Below are 15960 nucleotides of genomic sequence, written 5' to 3' on the forward strand. Positions count from 1 at the left end.
TCGGATAATAACGGCTGTCGGAATGATCTTTTTCATCCATGACATGGCTGTCATAAAACTGTCACGGCACTGACGTACGGTGTGCGCTGAGAGTGCTGGCAACCTTCGCAACGTCGTTACCGCTCACGCATCCAAGGTGGAAACAGGATATCGCTATGCTTAAACACGTCTTCGCAACGCTCATTTCCGGATCAATGGTTCTGGGCGCCGCTGGTGTCCAGGCTCAAGACGCCATTACCGGCGCAGGCGCAACCTTCCCATACCCGGTCTATTCGCAGTGGGCGGACGCCTATCAGGACGAATCCGGCATCGGTCTCAACTATCAGGCCATTGGCTCCGGCGGCGGCATCCAGCAGATCGTCGCCAAGACGGTCACCTTCGGTGCCAGTGATGCCCCGATGACCAAGGAAGAGCTGGACAAGAATGGCCTGATGCAGTGGCCGATGGTCATGGGTGGCGTGGTTGCCGCGTTCCATGTCGAGGGGATCGATGGCGGTTCGCTCAACCTTGATGGTCCGACGCTGGCCGACATCTATCAGGGCAAGATCACCAACTGGGACGATGACGCCATCGCCAAGCTGAACCCGGAGATGGACCTGCCCGACACCCAGATCACGCCGGTCTACCGTGCAGAGGGCTCAGGAACCAACTTCCTGTTCACTCACTACCTGTCGCAGGTCAGTCAGGACTTCGCCGACAACGTAGGTGAGGGCAAGTCCGTCGCGTGGCCGGCAGGCGTCGGTGCCAAGGCCAATGCCGGGGTTGCCAGCCAGATCGCCAACACCAATGGTGCGATCGGCTACGTCGAGTATGCCTACGCCGCGCAGAACGACCTTAGCCTGGTGCACCTGAAGAACAAGGCGGGCAAGGTCGTCGCACCCAGCATGGATTCGTTCATGGCCGCGGCTGCCAACGCCGACTGGAAGGATGCGCCAGGCATGTATCTGGTGCTGACCAACCAGCCGGGTGACGAAAGCTGGCCGATCACTGGCGCCTCTTTCATCCTGATGCACAAGCAGGTTCAGGACGCGGATGCCGCCAAGCAGGCGCTCAAGTTCTTCGACTGGGCCTACGATAACGGTAACGACATGGCGCAGGATCTGGACTACGTGCCGATGCCGGATAACGTTGCCGACATGGTTCGTGACAGCTGGAGCGAGATCAAGGGCCCGAATGGCGAAGCCGTCTGGACCCAGTGATTCTTGACTGACGTACCGCGACGGCTGGTGGGGCAACCGCCTCCGTCGCGGCGCTGCATCAGACGCCGCCTCAGGGCGGTAAGTGGTAAGTGACGAGGAACGAAGATGGCCACCACCAACGCGATTCCCACCAGCAGCCTGGGGCATCTCAGCGATGCCACTCGCAGGCGGCTGCAACGAAAGGCGCGCATCGATGTGTGGTTCGAGCGCACGTTGTTTGCTTTCGCTTTCGCCGTGTTGCTTCTGCTCGGGGCGATTATCGCGTCACTGATGTTCTCCAGCTGGCCCGCACTCCAGCGCTACGGACTGGACTTCTTCACGGAAAACCGCTGGGCGGCGAATGTCGAAGTCTTCGGTGCACTGCCGGCGATCTACGGCACGCTGCTGACGTCATTCATCGCTATCGTCATCGCCGTGCCGGTCTCGTTCGGCATCGCGATCTTCCTGACCGAGCAGTGTCCGGGGTTCCTGCGCCAGCCGCTGAGCACCTTGATCGAGCTGCTGGCGGGAATTCCCTCGATTATCTACGGCATGTGGGGCATGGAGGTGCTGGCGCCACTGCTGCGCACCTGGTTCCCCTCGGTCTTTCCCGCCGGCACCGGTCTGGCGACGGCGGGCATCATTCTGGCGGTGATGATCATTCCCTTCATCACGGCCGTATCACGAGATGTCATCAATACGGTCCCGGCGGTCATGCGCGAATCCGCCTATGGGTTGGGCTGCACGACCTGGGAGGTGACACGTCAGGTCATCCTACCCTCGGTGAAGGGCGGGCTGGTCGGCGGCGTGGTGCTGGGACTGGGGCGCGCGCTGGGGGAAACCATGGCGGTGACGTTCGTCATCGGCAATAACCTGTTCCTCGACGCCACCCTGACCGGGCAGGGAACCTCGATCGCGGCACTGATTGCCAATCAGTTCTCCGAATCCGACGGAACCCAGCGCTCGGCGCTGCTGGCGCTGGGTCTGATCCTGTTCCTGATCACCTTCGCGGTGCTGGCCTTCGCGCGATATCTGTTGCGCAACAGCACCGGTCGCCACGCCTGAGCGGGAGGAGAGAGTCTATGGATACCAATCAAACGCCGCTCTACCGGCGCCGCAAACGCCTCAACCAGCTGGTGATGGTGCTCTGCCAACTGGCGACGGTGATCGGCTTCGTCTTTCTTTTCGCGATTCTCTTCACGCTGGTCACCAAGGGGATCGGGGCGATCTCTCCGTCGACGTTCGTCGAGCGTACCCGCATGAACGGCGGGGGGCTGGGCAACGCGATCTGGGGAACCTTCCTCATGACCTGCGCGGCAACGGTGATCGGCACCGTCATCGGCGTGGCCGCCGGTACCTGGCTGGCGGAGTACAGCGGCAAGGGCTTGATGGCCAAGGTGATTCGTTTCATCAACGATATCCTGCTGTCGGCACCCTCGATCATCATCGGCCTGTTCATCTATGCCGTAGTGGTGGTCCCGATGGGCAACTTCTCCGGCTGGGCCGGCGTGCTGGCGTTGACAGTCATCATCGTGCCGGTGGTCATTCGTTCGACAGAGGACATGCTACGGTTGATACCCAACTCGCTGCGGGAAGCTGCTGCCGCGCTTGGGGCCCATCGCTGGTGGATCATCGTCCGAGTCTGTTACAGCGGCGCTCGCGCGGGGATCATGACCGGGATTCTCCTTGGGTTCGCGCGGATCAGCGGCGAGACGGCACCGCTGCTGTTCACGTCGCTGAACTCCAATCAGTGGAACTTCTTCGACCTGGGCAGTGAAATGGCCAACCTGCCGATGACCATCTATCAGAACATGACCATCAACGCCTTCATTCCCGATCTGGTCGCGTTGGCCTGGGGCGGGGCCTTGATCCTGACCGCTGCCATTCTGATTCTGAACATTGCGGCGCGCTACTTCTCGCGCCAGCGATCCTGATTTCTAGCTGCGAGACTGCCATGACAGCCGATATTCATCTCGACCAGAAGCGCAACGCCGGCGCCGCTGAAGCGGCTGCCGCCCCGCAGATCGCCACCAAGCTGCGCGTCAACGATCTGAATCTCTTTTATGGGAAGTTCCAGGCGATCAAGAATGTCACAATGGAAATTCCCGAACGCCAGGTGACGGCGTTCATCGGCCCGTCGGGGTGTGGCAAATCCACGTTGATCCGTTGCTTCAATCGGATCCACGATCTCTACGAAGGGATTCGTACCGAGGGGCAGATTCTGCTCGACGAGCACGATATCTATGAGGCTGGGGTCGATCTCAACCTGCTGAGATCTCGTGTCGGCATGGTGTTTCAGAAACCGACGCCGTTCCCGATGTCGGTCTTCGATAACGTCGCCTTCGGTATTCGTCTCTACGAGAAGCTCTCCGCTCGGGATCTCGAGGAGCGAGTGGAGTGGGCGTTGCGCAAGGCAGCACTGTGGAACGAGGTCAAGGACAAGCTCAAGCAGAGCGGTCAGGCACTTTCGGGCGGCCAGCAGCAACGCCTGTGCATCGCGCGCACCATCGCGGTGAAGCCCGAGGTGATTCTGCTCGACGAGCCGACCTCGGCATTGGATCCGATCTCGACGGGGTATATCGAGGATCTGATCAATGAGCTCAAGAAGGACTACACGATCGTCATCGTCACCCACAACATGCAGCAGGCGGCGCGAATATCCGATATCACCGCGTTCATGTACCTGGGGAGCCTGATCGAGTGTGACGACACCACCAAGATATTCACCCAGCCGCGAGAGTCCCGGACCGAGGATTACATCACCGGTCGCTATGGTTGATCTCCGACGGTCGTAATCTTGCCTGGGATAGGCAGCTGGCGCCCCCGAGTCGACGACTCGGGGGCGCTTGTCGTCAGGCTCGCGGTAAGCCGCTATCTTTCACTCACTTTGCGCCGTAGCAACGTACCCGCCGCGGGATCGTGCTAATGTCGTGGCCCACAGGATGTGACCACCAGGATCTTGCATATGTCGCCCGGACAGGAACCCGCTTTTCGTAATGTTCCCTTCAATCTGATGCTGACGCTGGCATCACTGACGATCATCATCGCCGGGATACGCGCCGCGGAAAGCCTCATCATCCCGATCCTGCTGTCGTTGTTCGTGGCGGTGATCTGCACCTCGCCGGTCCATTGGCTCTATCGGCGTGGCGTCAACTCCTATGCGGCGGTCCTGATCACGCTGTTGATACTGGGAGGGCTACTGGCTCTGTTCGGCACCTTGCTGGGCAACAGCTTCACGATGTTCATGGATAGCTGGCCCGAGATGCAGAAGCAGCTGGAGGGCCATTATCTGAATCTGCTGGAGTGGCTGGCGAATCAGGGCCTTTCGGTCTCCCCGCAGCAGTTGTCCAACATGGTCGACGACTCCGGAGACCAAAGCTGGCTATCCGGGTTCATCAGTGGTCTCGGTCTGGTGCTGTCCCAGAGTCTGGTCATCCTGCTGATGGTCAATTTCATGCTTTTCGAGACGCTGGATTTCCGTCAGAAGGTGGCCAGGGCGCTGACCAATCCGGGGCCGAGCCTGGAGCGCTTCACCGAGTTCAGCTACAACCTCAAGCGGTATATGGCCGTGAAGACGGCGATCAGCCTGATCACCGGCCTGCTGGTCACTATCTCGGCTTGGCTCGTCGGTGTCGAGTTCGCGCTGCTCTGGGGGGCGTTGGCCTTCATACTCAACTACATCCCCAACATCGGTTCGGTATTGGCCGCGATACCCCCGGTATTGCTGACACTGGCGATGCCGGATGGGGGAGTCGTGAAGGCGATGACGCTGGCGGGTGCCTACCTGACCATCAACTTCGTGCTGGGCAATATCATCGAGCCACGGGTCATGGGGCGGACGATGGGGCTCTCGACATTGGTCGCGTTCCTGTCGCTGGTGGTCTGGGGCTGGATCCTGGGGCCGGTGGGAATGCTGCTGTCGGTGCCCCTGACAATGACCCTCAAGATTGCCCTCGACAGCCATCCCGAGACGCGCTGGATCGCGAAGATGCTCAGCCCCTCGGAGCGCCGTCGCCGCCATCAGCGCAAGGTTCAGGAAGCGTTGGACGATCTGGAGGAGGAGGTCGAATAGCGCTCGGGGGGTCTCCGAGTCGACGCGGCCGATCGTCTGCAGGCACAAAAAAACCGCGCTCTCGAGAGCGCGGCTTGTCGATATCTGACGAGGCTCAGCCGTTCTGTTCGAGAAACTGCGTTAGCTGGGACTTGGACTGGGCGCCGACCAGTGACGCCACTTTGGCGCCAGACTTGAACAGCATGACGGTGGGAACGCCACGAACGCCATGTTCGGAGGCGATCTCCGGGGCGTCGTCGACGTTGACGCTGACGACCTTGATGTCATCCGCTTTCTCGTCGGCGACTTCATCGACCACGGGCGCCATCATCTTGCAGGGACCGCACCAGGGTGCCCAGAACTTGAGCAGCACCGGCTTGTCCGCATTCAACACCTCCTGCTCGAAATTGGCGGTGGTGACATCGACGTTGTTGGACATGACGTTAACTCCTGGAGACATTGCGCTCTTCTCGAGCTTATGGGGGCGATGTTAGCCCTTGCGCGGGGTGCTGGCAAATCCCTGGCTTTATCGGAACGATAGCGCCAGGTTATTAAACATCTTTTTTTCATACCCAATAATCGTAGCTCCAGCGCCTTCACGCCCCGCGACTTATTGCGTAAAGTAATCTACGTCATGTTTTTTATGCCGTTTTGAAGATTCTGGAAGCCACGAGGTTGCTCATGAAGCTCCAACAGTTGCGCTACGTATGGGAAGTGACACGGCATCAGCTCAATGTCTCGGCAACCGCTCAGAGCCTGTTCACGTCACAACCTGGAATTTCCAAGCAGATTCGACTGTTGGAAGATGAGCTTGGCGTGGAGATATTCGCGCGCAGCGGCAAGCACCTGACACGCGTCACGCCGGCAGGGGAGGCGATCGTCGAGCTGGCCGGCAAGGTACTGCGCACGGTCGATGACATCAAGCACGTCGCTCAGGAGCACAGCGACGAACGCCGCGGCAGTCTGGCGATTGCCACGACGCACACGCAGGCGCGTTACGTGCTGCCCAGCGTGATTGGCGAATTCCGCCAGAAGTACCCGGATGTCGCCCTTCACATGCAGCAGGGAACGCCCAAGCAGATCGCCCAGATGGTGAGCGAGGGGACGGCGGATTTCGCGATCTGTACCGAGTCGCTCGAGCTGTTCAACGATCTCGTGCTGCTACCGTGCTATCGCTGGAATCGCTGTGTTCTGGTGCCCAAGGGACACCCTCTGGCGAGCGGTGAATTGACGCTCGAACGGGTGGCCGAGCACCCGCTGGTAACCTATGTCTTCGGTTTTACCGGTCGCTCCCAGCTCGACGACGCCTTCAAGTCCCGGGATCTGACGCCCAACGTCGTCCTTACCGCAGCCGACTCCGACGTGATCAAGACCTACGTGCGGCTGGGTCTCGGCATCGGCATCGTCGCCCACATGGCGGTCGATCCGGTGGCCGACAGCGATCTCGTGGCGGTGGATGCCTCGCATCTGTTCGAGAGCTCCACCACCAAGATCGGCATTCGTCGCGGCACCTTCATGCGGACCTACATGTACGACTTCGTCAAGCGCATGGCCCCCCACCTGGATCGAGAGACCGTCGAGCGAGCGCTGGCAGCGGGCCCGAGGCACGAGGCCGAACTGTTCAAGGGAATTCAACTGCCCGTACTTTGAGGGGCACTTCCCCTGTTTCAGCCTGACCGAACGCAGAGCGCCCCGCCGATGGCGGGGCGCTCTGCACTATGTACCTGCTCAATCAGTGCTGCAGGTGCAGCCCGCACTCGCGCTTGTCCTCGACCTTGGTCGGGTCGAAGTAGTCGAAGTTGTTGGGCAGATCATGCTGTTGCAGGTACTGGTACATCTGCTTGGCAGTCCAATGTAGGACGGGCGCCACTTTCAGCAGGCCATCGGCATTGCGCGACAGCGGCTGCATGCGCGAGCGCTCCGGGGTGTCCTCGGCCCTTAGCGCCGTGAACCAGACATCCGGCGCCGTTTCGGCCAGCGCCCGTCGAAATGGTTCCAGCTTGACCTCTTCCGTGAACGCTGCATGCCGTGGGTCGCCGATTTCCGGGGTTGGCCCCTCCACGGACTCCCGATGGGCCCGCGAACGGTGTGGGTGGTAAATGGTCAGGTTGAGATCGAGCCGCCTGGTCAGCTCCTCGGCGAAGCGGTAGGTCGCGGGCGTGTTGTAGCCGCTGTCCATCCAGACGACGGGAATGTCGGGACGAACGCGGGTGACCAGATGCAGGATCACGGCCTCGAACGGACGGAAATTGGTGGTGCAGATCGCCTTCTGATCCAGGCCCAGTGCAAACTCGGTGAGGGCCAGAGGATCGTGGCCGATTTCACGATTGAGAGCATCGAGGTCGAACGCCATGGGTGACTCCTTTGGAGGGCTCGCCTGAGTTGCCGACGAAGCGCAGCGGGGATATGTAGGATGGCTGCCACTCTACCAACCCCCTCGAGGCGCCGACCAATACCGTTTGGTTAGGTTTATATATAACCAAATTATCTACATGTCGATGCGAACCGATCTTCTGATTATTAAGCGCCGAGCGAGCGCAGCGCCGAGAGAGGCGTGATGCGTGGCGGCGCGTCCGGCGGCCACTCGACGTGAGCGTCGATGGCGTAGACCGCCCGCAGCCGAGCTGGCGTCAATACCTCCCCCGGCGTTCCGCTGGCGACTTGCCGTCCCGCCTTGATGACCCAAAGATGGTCGGAGAAGCGGGCGGCCAGGTTCAGGTCGTGGATGGCCAGAATGACGGTCATCGCTTCGCGGCGCGCCAACCGCTGAAGGTAATCGAGCACCTGCAGTTGATGATGGAGGTCCAAGGCGCTGGTCGGTTCATCGAGCATCAGCAGTGCCGGACGCCGCACGATGGCCTGGGCGATGGCGACGCGCTGACGCTGGCCACCCGACAGTGCGACCAGTTCGCGCTCGGCGAGCGGTTCGAGTTCCAGTGATTTCAGCGCGCGCTCGACGGCCGAGAGCGCCGTGGCGGCAGGCTCTGCCACCTGGGTTCGACGCGCCAGCAGGACAGCCTCGAAGACGCTCAGGGCCGCCTGGGTGCTGGTGTCCTGAGGAAGGTAATAGAGTCGCCGGCTGCGCTGCTCGAGCGACAGTGAATCGAGCCGCTCTCCGGCCAGGAGGATGTGGCCGCTGGCACTCTCGATGCCGGCGATCGCCTTTAGCAGCGTCGACTTCCCCGCGCCGTTGGGTCCGATCAGCGCCGTTATCTCGCCCGGCCTTGCGGTCAGGCCGGAGAGGTCGTGCAGTATCCGCTGTTTCCCCAGTGAACAGTCGAGTCGCTCGATTTGCAGGCTCATCGCCAGTTCTCCTTGCGCGAGCGCAGGATCAGCGAAACGAAGAACGGCAAGCCGATCAGCGCGGTCAGGATGCCGATCGGTAGCAGGATGCCGGGGATGAGCGTCTTCGAGAGAATCGAGGTCACCGAGAGGATCAGTGCGCCAGTCAGCGCTGACATCGGCAGGAAGACGCGTTGATCCTCGCCCACCAGCAGCCGGGCGATATGCGGGCCGACCAGCCCGACGAACCCGATGGTCCCCACGAACGCGACCGCCGTCGCCGACAGCAGCGCGCAGCAGAGCAACATGCGCAAACGCAGCCGGCCGACGTCGATCCCCATGGACTTGGCCTGGGTTTCTCCCAGGCGCAGGGCCGTCAACTGCCATCTGGCCCGAATGAAGATCGGCATGGTGGCGAGCAGGGCCAGGGCGGCCAGGGCGACTTTCCCCCAGCTTGCCTTGTTCAAGCTGCCCAGCGACCAGAACACGAGTTGCTGCAGCGACTCGGCGGAGGCGACGTACTGAAGCATCCCCAGCAAGGCGTTGAAGAAGAACATGATCGCGATCCCCATCAGCACCATCGTCTGCACGCTGACCCCCTTCAGCCGGCTCAGCGCCCAGATCATCAGCGACGCGAGCATGGTCAGGGCGAAGGCATTGGCGGTCAGCAGCAGGGTGCCGGCGACGGGCAGGACGCCGAAACCCAGCACGATGGCAAGCGCCGCGCCAAAGCTGGCCGCGGAAGAAATCCCCAGCGTGAAGGGATCGGCGAGAGGATTGTTGAGCAGCGTCTGCATTTCCGCGCCTGCGACGGCAAGACTGGCGCCGACGACGATGGCCATCGTCGCGACCGGCAGCCGGATCTCCCAGACCACCACCTGCAGCACGCGGGAAGCCTGCGACGGCATCGCCAGGGTCTTCACTACGTCGAGTAGCGGGTAGGCGCCTGGCCCGGTGCCGATGTCGATCAGTAGCGACGTCAACGTGGCCATCGCGGTCAGCGCGATCAGCCAGTGCTGACGACGCCGGCGGGAGAGGTAGCGATCGACCGTGGTCTGCGGTGCACTGGCGCGGGGCGAGATCGTCGTGGCTTTCAAGGTGGCTTCGTTGTTGGAAGATGGCGTCGGGCAGCGTAAACCAATGGAATGCTATTGGGAATCGTTCTCGGCCTGGGGGCGATCCGTCAGCGCCTGCATCAGCCTCCCGATCTTGGCGAGGGTCTCCCGGTATTCGGCTTCTTCGTCCGAATCCGCGACCAGTCCACCGCCGCCCCAGATGTGCAGGGTATCGCCGTCGGCGACGACGGTGCGTATCGCGATCGAGGTATCCAGATGGCCACGTCGGTCGAGATAGCCCAGGCTGCCGCAGTAGACGCTACGCTGGCTGGGCTCGAGTTCGTCGATGATCTGCATCGCGCGACGCTTGGGGGCGCCGGTGATCGAGCCGCCGGGGAAAGCGGCAGCCAGCAGATCCAGCGGTTGTGCAGGGCTTGCCAGTTCACCGCAAACCACGCTGACCAGATGATGGACATTGGCGTAGCTCTCCAGGCTGCAGAGTTGCGGGACCTTGACGCTGCCGGGGCGGCAGACGCGGCCCAGATCGTTGCGCAGCAGATCGACGATCATGACGTTCTCGGCACGATCCTTGGCGCTCTGCTGGAGTTCCTCTGCCAGCTGCCGGTCCTCGTCGGGGGTCGAGCCGCGGGGTCGAGTCCCCTTGATCGGCCGAGTCTCGACCTGACCGTCGACGACGCCGATGAATCGCTCGGGCGACAGCGAGAGAATGGCCTTGTCGTCCCAGGCGAGGTAGCCGCCGTAGGGCGTGGGCGTGGCGCGGCGAAGGCGGCGATACGCCTTCCAGGTGCTGCCCTCGAAGCGGGCGGTGAAGCGCTGCGCCAGATTGATCTGATAGCAGTCGCCGGCGTGCAGATAGTCGATGACGCGCTGAAAGCGTCTGGCATAGCCGGCGCGATCGATATCGCCGACGAATGGGCCGGTCAGGGCGAAGTCCGGCTGGCTCGGCGTCGCGGCCTCGTGCAGCCAACGCATTACCTGCTGGCGGCGTTCGGCGGTCGCGACCAGCCAGCTACGCTGCGCTTCATGATCCTGGATCAGCGCCCAGTCGTAGAGTCCGAGCCTGGCCGAAGGCAGCTTTGGCCCCGGGCGAGAGTCGACGCGCGGTGAGGAGTGGCCGCTCGGATCGCGCGCGGAAGCCAGGGAATAGCTCCAGTGACCGATCAGTCCACCGAGAAAGGGCAGGGGGGCAGTTCTGGCAGCGAGGTCGGCCGGCAGATGGGGTAGCCATTCGGCTTCGGCGTGATCCAGCAGGGCTCGTTGAGCCGCGAACGGCTCGTCCGGCAGGCGTATCGATGGCTCACATCGTACTTGGCCTTCATCGATGGTCAGCGTCGCCAACGGGTCACTGCTGAGAATGTCGAAGCGGCCACCCGGAGCGTCGGGACGGCCGCTGTCCAGCAGCACGGCGCCAGGACGGCGATGCAGGCGCTCGAAGAGCGGGCCCGGGTCGGGGGTGTAGGGGAAATCGGCTATCTCGAGCCAGGGTCTCGCGCCAGCCATGAACACCTTTTCCTGACGAATGAACGGCGACTCGGCATCGGCAGCCGCATCTCGGGTTATCGGCAGCAAATGCCGGCCGGCAAGTTTATCGAGAGTCTCGGTGATGAGCGAGGGCTTTGCGCGCCCAGCTAACGGCTGCGATTCGACATCGGCAAGGAGGGGAGGGGGACCGACCAGCGTCGGTAGATCCTAGGTAGAAACCATTGATTGTCGACAATTTTAGGGATTCTGTTTCCTAGGGTCCGACTAAAGTGCCATATATTGCACGATTATTACGTTGCCGGGAGGAAAAGTGGCACCTATTATAGGCGTAAGCCCTTTCATTGTTAACAACTTAATGTCCCAATTCCCTACCGATAATCATCAGATCGACACCGAGCTGCCAGCGGTTCGCACCCTGGCCGAGCGGGTGTTTCATCAGCTCCAGCGCGCGATCGTCCGCGGCGAGCTGCCTCCTGGCACCCGTATCACGGAGCCGGAGCTCTCCGCTCACTACGGTATCTCCCGCGGGCCCTTGCGGGAAGCCATGCGGCGGCTGGAAACCTATCGGCTGATCGAGCGCGTGCCGCACGTCGGCGCGCGGGTCGTCAAGCTTTCGATGGATGAGTTGCTGGAGCTGTTCGACGTGCGCGAGGCGCTGGAGAGCATGGCCGCGCGACTGGCGGCGACGTCGATGACTGCCGAGGAGATCGCGGGCCTGCGCAGCGTTCTCGCCTTTCATGAGCGGCAGGAGGACCTGGCCAGTGGCGAGGCCTACTACCAGCGCGAAGGCGATCTCGACTTTCATTACCGCATCGTGCAGGGCAGCCACAATCGCATGCTGATGACGCTGCTGTGCGATGACCTTTATTACCTGGTGCGGCTCTATCGGACGCAGTTCAGCGCCAAGGGTTCCCGGCCGCAACGCGCCTTCGTCGAGCATCATCGCATCGTCGATGCGATCGAGGCGGGTGACGCCGAGCTCGCCGAGCTGCTGATGCGTCGCCACGTCAGCGCTTCCCGCGAAAACGTCGCCGCCCACTACGCGCAAACGCTGGTGGAAGAACCGGCCCCTTCTTCTCATACCTCAAGGATCGAATCATGACGTCGCTGACCCCTGGTGCACGCTTTCGGAAGGCATTGGCCGCCCATCATCCGCTACCCATCGTCGGTGCCATCAATGCCTACAGCGCGATGATGGCCCAGGCGGTGGGTCACCACGCCCTCTACCTCTCCGGTGGCGGTGTCGCCAATGCCTCCCATGGTTTACCGGATCTGGGCATGACCACGCTCAATGACGTGGTCGAAGACGCTCGTCGCATCACGGCGGCCTCCGAGTTGCCTCTGCTGGTGGATATCGACACCGGTTGGGGCGGGGCTCTCAATATCGCCCGCACGATTCGAGAAATGGAGCGGGCTGGCGTGGCAGCCGTTCATCTCGAGGATCAGGTGGCGCAGAAACGCTGCGGGCACCGCCCCAACAAGGAGATCGTTTCGCAGGCGGAGATGGTCGACCGTGTCAAGGCCGCCGTCGATGCTCGACACGATGCGGATTTCTACCTGGTTGCGCGCACCGATGCCTTCCAGAAAGAGGGCCTTGCCGCCGCCGTGGAGCGGGCCAATGCCTGTGTCGAGGCGGGCGCCGACGCCATTTTTGCCGAGGCGGTCCATACCCTGGATGACTATCGGGCGTTCTGCGAGGGCGTCGACGCACCCATCCTGGCCAATATCACCGAGTTCGGGGCCACGCCGCTGTTCACCCAGCAGGAGCTGGCGGAGGTCGGCTGCCAGATGGTGCTCTATCCGCTATCCGCGTTTCGCGCGATGAATGCGGCTGCATTGGCAGTCTATCGGGACATCCATGCCAAGGGACACCAGCGGGACGTCGTGGAGCTGATGCAGACAAGGGACGAACTCTACGCGTTTCTCGACTATCACGCCTATGAACGCAAACTCGATGCGCTCTTCGCCAAGGAAAGCGATCGAGGCGAGTAATAGACAAGGAGGCTTTCATGGCAGAGATGACGAAGAGCACCGGCTTGCGGGGCCAGAGCGCGGGCACCACCGAACTGTGCACGGTCGGAAAGAGCGGCTCGGGGCTGACCTATCGCGGCTACGACATCCAGACGTTGGCGGAAAACGCGCGTTTCGAGGAGGTCGCCTATCTACTGCTGAAGGGCGCGCTGCCCAACCAGTCGCGGTTGGACGACTACATCGCCTTGCTCCAGCATTCCCGCTCGCTGCCAGAGCCCTTGAAGAGAGTGCTGGAGCAGATCCCGTCGGATGCCCATCCGATGGATGTATTGCGCACCGGCACTTCGATGCTGGGTAACCTGGAGACCGAGCAGCGCATGGAGGATCAGCAGCGCCACGCCGATCGACTGCTGGCCGTCATGCCGTCGATGCTCAACTACTGGTATCGCTACTCCCATCATGGCGAACGCATCGAGACCGAGACGGACGATGTCTCCGTCGGCGGTCATTTTCTGCATCTGCTGCACGGCAAGCCGGCTTCGGACCTGCATGCCAGGGTGATGAATGTCTCGCTGATTCTCTACGCCGAGCATGAGTTCAACGCCTCGACGTTCACGGCACGGGTCTGTGCCTCCACGCTCTCCGATCTGCACAGCTGCGTTACCGGTGCGATCGGGTCACTGCGAGGGCCGCTGCATGGTGGGGCCAACGAAGCGGCCATGGAGATGATCAGCCGCTGGTCGACGCCGGACGAAGCGGAGCGGCGCCTGCTCGAGATGCTTGCGCGCAAGGAAAAGGTCATGGGTTTCGGTCATGCCATCTATCGCGAGTCCGACCCGCGCAGCGCGATCATCCAGCAGTGGGCGAAACGGTTGGCGGACGACGTGGGCGATACGCATCTCTATGACGTATCCGAGCGTGTCGAGGCAGTCATGAAAAGAGAGAAGAAACTGTTCCCCAACGCCGACTTCTATCATGCCAGCGCTTACCACTTCATGGGCATTCCGACGAAGCTGTTCACGCCTATCTTCGTCTGTTCGCGGTTGACCGGGTGGTGCGGGCACATCTTCGAACAGCGCGCCAACAACCGCATCATCCGGCCCAGTGCCGATTACGTCGGCCCGGAAAGACGCGACTGGGTGCCGATCGAGCAGCGCCGGTAACCGCGGCTTCGAGCCATGCTCTATTGATCAACGACAATCCAAGGAAACCCCATGAGTGCCAACGTCGATTTCAACCAGCGCCCTGACTACGATCCGGAGCTTCAAACCATCGCGGATTATGTGCTCGATTATCGAGTCGACAGTCGGGAGGCGCTGGAGACGGCCCGGCATTGCCTAATGGATACGCTCGGTTGCGGATTGCTGGCATTGCGCTTCCCGGAGTGCACCAAGCATCTTGGGCCGTTGGTGGAGGGGACCGTCGTTCCCAACGGGGCTCGTGTGCCCGGCACCCAGCTTCGGCTCGACCCGGTGAAAGCGGCTTGGGATATCGGCTGCATCATTCGGTGGCTGGACTACAACGATACCTGGCTGGCAGCGGAATGGGGCCACCCGTCGGACAATCTGGGCGGCATCCTGGCAGTTGCCGACCATCTCTCTCAGCAGCACGTGGCGAAGGGCGAGACGCCGCTGACCCTGCGCCACGTGCTCGAAGCGATGATCATGGCCCATGAGATACAGGGTGTCCTGGCACTGGAGAACTCGTTCAACCGAGTAGGGCTCGATCACGTCATCCTGGTGAAGGTGGCATCGACCGCCGTCGTGGCAAAGTTGATGGGCGCCAATCGTGAGCAGCTGCTTTCGGCACTGTCGCATGCGTTCGTCGACGGACAGAGCCTCCGCACCTACCGCCATGCCCCCAACGCCGGATCGCGCAAGAGCTGGGCGGCAGGAGACGCGACCTCCCGGGCGGTAAGGCTGGCCGACATCGCCCTGCGGGGTGAGATGGGCATCCCCGGCGTGCTCACTGCGCCGCAATGGGGCTTCTACGACGTCGCTTTCAGCAAGACCAACAAGGATCAACGGATCAAGCCGGAGGCGGAGCGGAGATTCCGCGTGTCGCAGGCTTATGGCAGCTACGTCATGGAGAACGTGCTGTTCAAGATCAGCTTTCCGGCGGAGTTCCACGCCCAGACAGCGGCCGAGGCTGCGGTGACGCTGCACCCGCAGGTGCGTGATCGTCTCGATGAGATCGAGCGTATCGTCGTCACCACCCATGAGTCTGCCATCCGGATCATCTCCAAGGTAGGCGAGCTCGCCAATCCGGCCGATCGTGACCACTGTCTGCAGTACATGATCGCGGTGCCGCTGGCGTTCGGTAATCTGATCGCCGAGCACTACGAGGACGATTTTCATCTTGCGCATCCGATCATCGATCTCCTGCGCGACAAGATGGAGGTCGTCGAAGACGAGCGGTATAGCCGCGAGTATCATCAAGCGGACAAGCGCTCCATTGCCAACGCGGTTCAGGTCTTCTTCAACGATGGAACCTGCACCGAGCTTGTGGAGGTGGAGTATCCCCTGGGACATCGGCGGCGTCGGGAAGAGGGAATCCCGCAGCTCAAGGAAAAGCTTCGCCACAATCTGGCAACCCGTTTTCCGGTGCGGCGCTGTGAGCAGATCTTTGAGCTGTACGAAGACGGAGAAAGGTTCGACTCGACGCCGGTGGATGCGTTCCTGGATCTCTGGGTGATCTAGAGACAGATGCATGGGTGGGTGACGGTTTGATGACGCGCAGTCGAAATTTTGGGATTTTTGTTTCCCGACGCTTGCCAAGTGCCGCGGAGAATCGTAAAGTACGCATCCGCTGCCGCCGAGAGAGGTTTTCGGAGGCGGTAAAGAAGAACGCCAAGCAGTTGATTTGATTGAAATAATCGGTTGACGCGAGGCAGGGAAGCAGGCAGAATGCTCCCGCTTCT

Annotated in this window: 15 protein-coding genes; 10 read left to right on the forward strand and 5 right to left on the reverse strand. The window is 61.7% G+C overall.

Features of this window, described 5'->3' with window-relative positions; genetic code table 11:
* Positions 1–155: 155 nt before the first annotated feature.
* From pstS to DOM56_RS19520, 5 genes are all read left to right on the forward strand, one after another.
* Positions 156–1199, forward strand: coding sequence for a phosphate ABC transporter substrate-binding protein PstS (gene pstS, locus DOM56_RS19500; protein WP_110710599.1), 1044 nt, complete (start codon positions 156–158; stop codon positions 1197–1199).
* Positions 1200–1304: 105 nt separating this feature from the next.
* Positions 1305–2243: a phosphate ABC transporter permease subunit PstC gene (gene pstC / locus DOM56_RS19505; RefSeq protein WP_110602426.1), complete on the forward strand. Its 939-nt coding sequence runs from the start codon at positions 1305–1307 to the stop codon at positions 2241–2243.
* 17 nt (positions 2244–2260) lie between these two features.
* Positions 2261–3112 (forward strand): phosphate ABC transporter permease PstA, encoded by an 852-nt coding sequence (gene pstA / locus DOM56_RS19510; RefSeq protein WP_110602428.1) that lies wholly within the window; start codon positions 2261–2263, stop codon positions 3110–3112.
* A 20-nt stretch (positions 3113–3132) separates the two neighbouring features.
* On the forward strand, positions 3133–3957 hold the full coding sequence (gene pstB, locus DOM56_RS19515; protein WP_110602429.1) for a phosphate ABC transporter ATP-binding protein PstB: 825 nt from the start codon (positions 3133–3135) through the stop codon (positions 3955–3957).
* Between the two features lie 186 nt (positions 3958–4143).
* Positions 4144–5250: an AI-2E family transporter gene (locus DOM56_RS19520; protein WP_110602431.1), complete on the forward strand. Its 1107-nt coding sequence runs from the start codon at positions 4144–4146 to the stop codon at positions 5248–5250.
* A gap of 94 nt (positions 5251–5344) precedes the next feature.
* On the opposite strand, the gene trxA is transcribed toward DOM56_RS19520, so the two are convergent.
* The gene (gene trxA, locus DOM56_RS19525; RefSeq protein ID WP_110602432.1) at positions 5345–5668 is read right to left on the reverse strand and encodes a thioredoxin; all 324 of its coding nucleotides are present in this window, start codon (positions 5666–5668) and stop codon (positions 5345–5347) included.
* A 242-nt stretch (positions 5669–5910) separates the two neighbouring features.
* Here trxA and cysB point away from each other — a divergent pair, with 242 nt between their 5' ends.
* Positions 5911–6879, forward strand: a complete 969-nt coding sequence (gene cysB, locus DOM56_RS19530; RefSeq protein WP_110602433.1) for an HTH-type transcriptional regulator CysB — start codon at positions 5911–5913, stop codon at positions 6877–6879.
* 82 nt (positions 6880–6961) lie between these two features.
* On the opposite strand, the gene DOM56_RS19535 is transcribed toward cysB, so the two are convergent.
* The 4 genes from DOM56_RS19535 to pabB form a co-directional block, all read right to left on the reverse strand.
* The gene (locus DOM56_RS19535; RefSeq protein ID WP_110710600.1) at positions 6962–7582 is read right to left on the reverse strand and encodes a phosphoadenosine phosphosulfate reductase family protein; all 621 of its coding nucleotides are present in this window, start codon (positions 7580–7582) and stop codon (positions 6962–6964) included.
* Between the two features lie 167 nt (positions 7583–7749).
* On the reverse strand, positions 7750–8532 hold the full coding sequence (locus tag DOM56_RS19540) for an ABC transporter ATP-binding protein (RefSeq protein WP_110710601.1): 783 nt from the start codon (positions 8530–8532) through the stop codon (positions 7750–7752).
* Positions 8529–9608 (reverse strand): iron ABC transporter permease, encoded by a 1080-nt coding sequence (locus tag DOM56_RS19545; protein ID WP_232822373.1) that lies wholly within the window; start codon positions 9606–9608, stop codon positions 8529–8531. Before DOM56_RS19545 ends, DOM56_RS19540 begins: the two co-directional genes overlap by 4 nt.
* A gap of 51 nt (positions 9609–9659) precedes the next feature.
* Positions 9660–11087 carry an aminodeoxychorismate synthase component I gene (pabB, locus tag DOM56_RS19550; protein ID WP_110710615.1) on the reverse strand — a complete coding sequence of 476 codons (1428 nt, stop codon included), beginning with the start codon at positions 11085–11087 and terminating at the stop codon, positions 9660–9662.
* A gap of 337 nt (positions 11088–11424) precedes the next feature.
* Between pabB and DOM56_RS19555 the strand changes: the two genes are divergently transcribed.
* The 4 genes from DOM56_RS19555 to prpD are packed head-to-tail and all read left to right on the forward strand — an operon-like array spanning position 11425 to position 15739.
* The gene (locus DOM56_RS19555; RefSeq protein ID WP_110710602.1) at positions 11425–12171 is read left to right on the forward strand and encodes a GntR family transcriptional regulator; all 747 of its coding nucleotides are present in this window, start codon (positions 11425–11427) and stop codon (positions 12169–12171) included.
* A complete protein-coding gene (gene prpB / locus DOM56_RS19560; RefSeq protein WP_110710603.1) occupies positions 12168–13061 on the forward strand; it encodes a methylisocitrate lyase in 894 nt (297 codons plus the stop codon). The genes DOM56_RS19555 and prpB overlap by 4 nt, the downstream gene beginning before the upstream one ends.
* 17 nt (positions 13062–13078) lie before the next feature.
* A complete protein-coding gene (prpC, locus tag DOM56_RS19565; protein WP_110710604.1) occupies positions 13079–14203 on the forward strand; it encodes a 2-methylcitrate synthase in 1125 nt (374 codons plus the stop codon).
* A gap of 51 nt (positions 14204–14254) precedes the next feature.
* A complete protein-coding gene (gene prpD, locus DOM56_RS19570; protein WP_110710605.1) occupies positions 14255–15739 on the forward strand; it encodes a 2-methylcitrate dehydratase in 1485 nt (494 codons plus the stop codon).
* Positions 15740–15960 lie beyond the last annotated feature (221 nt).

The sequence above is a fragment of the Salinicola sp. CR57 genome, assembly GCF_003206585.1.
Lineage (GTDB): Bacteria > Pseudomonadota > Gammaproteobacteria > Pseudomonadales > Halomonadaceae > Salinicola > Salinicola lusitanus.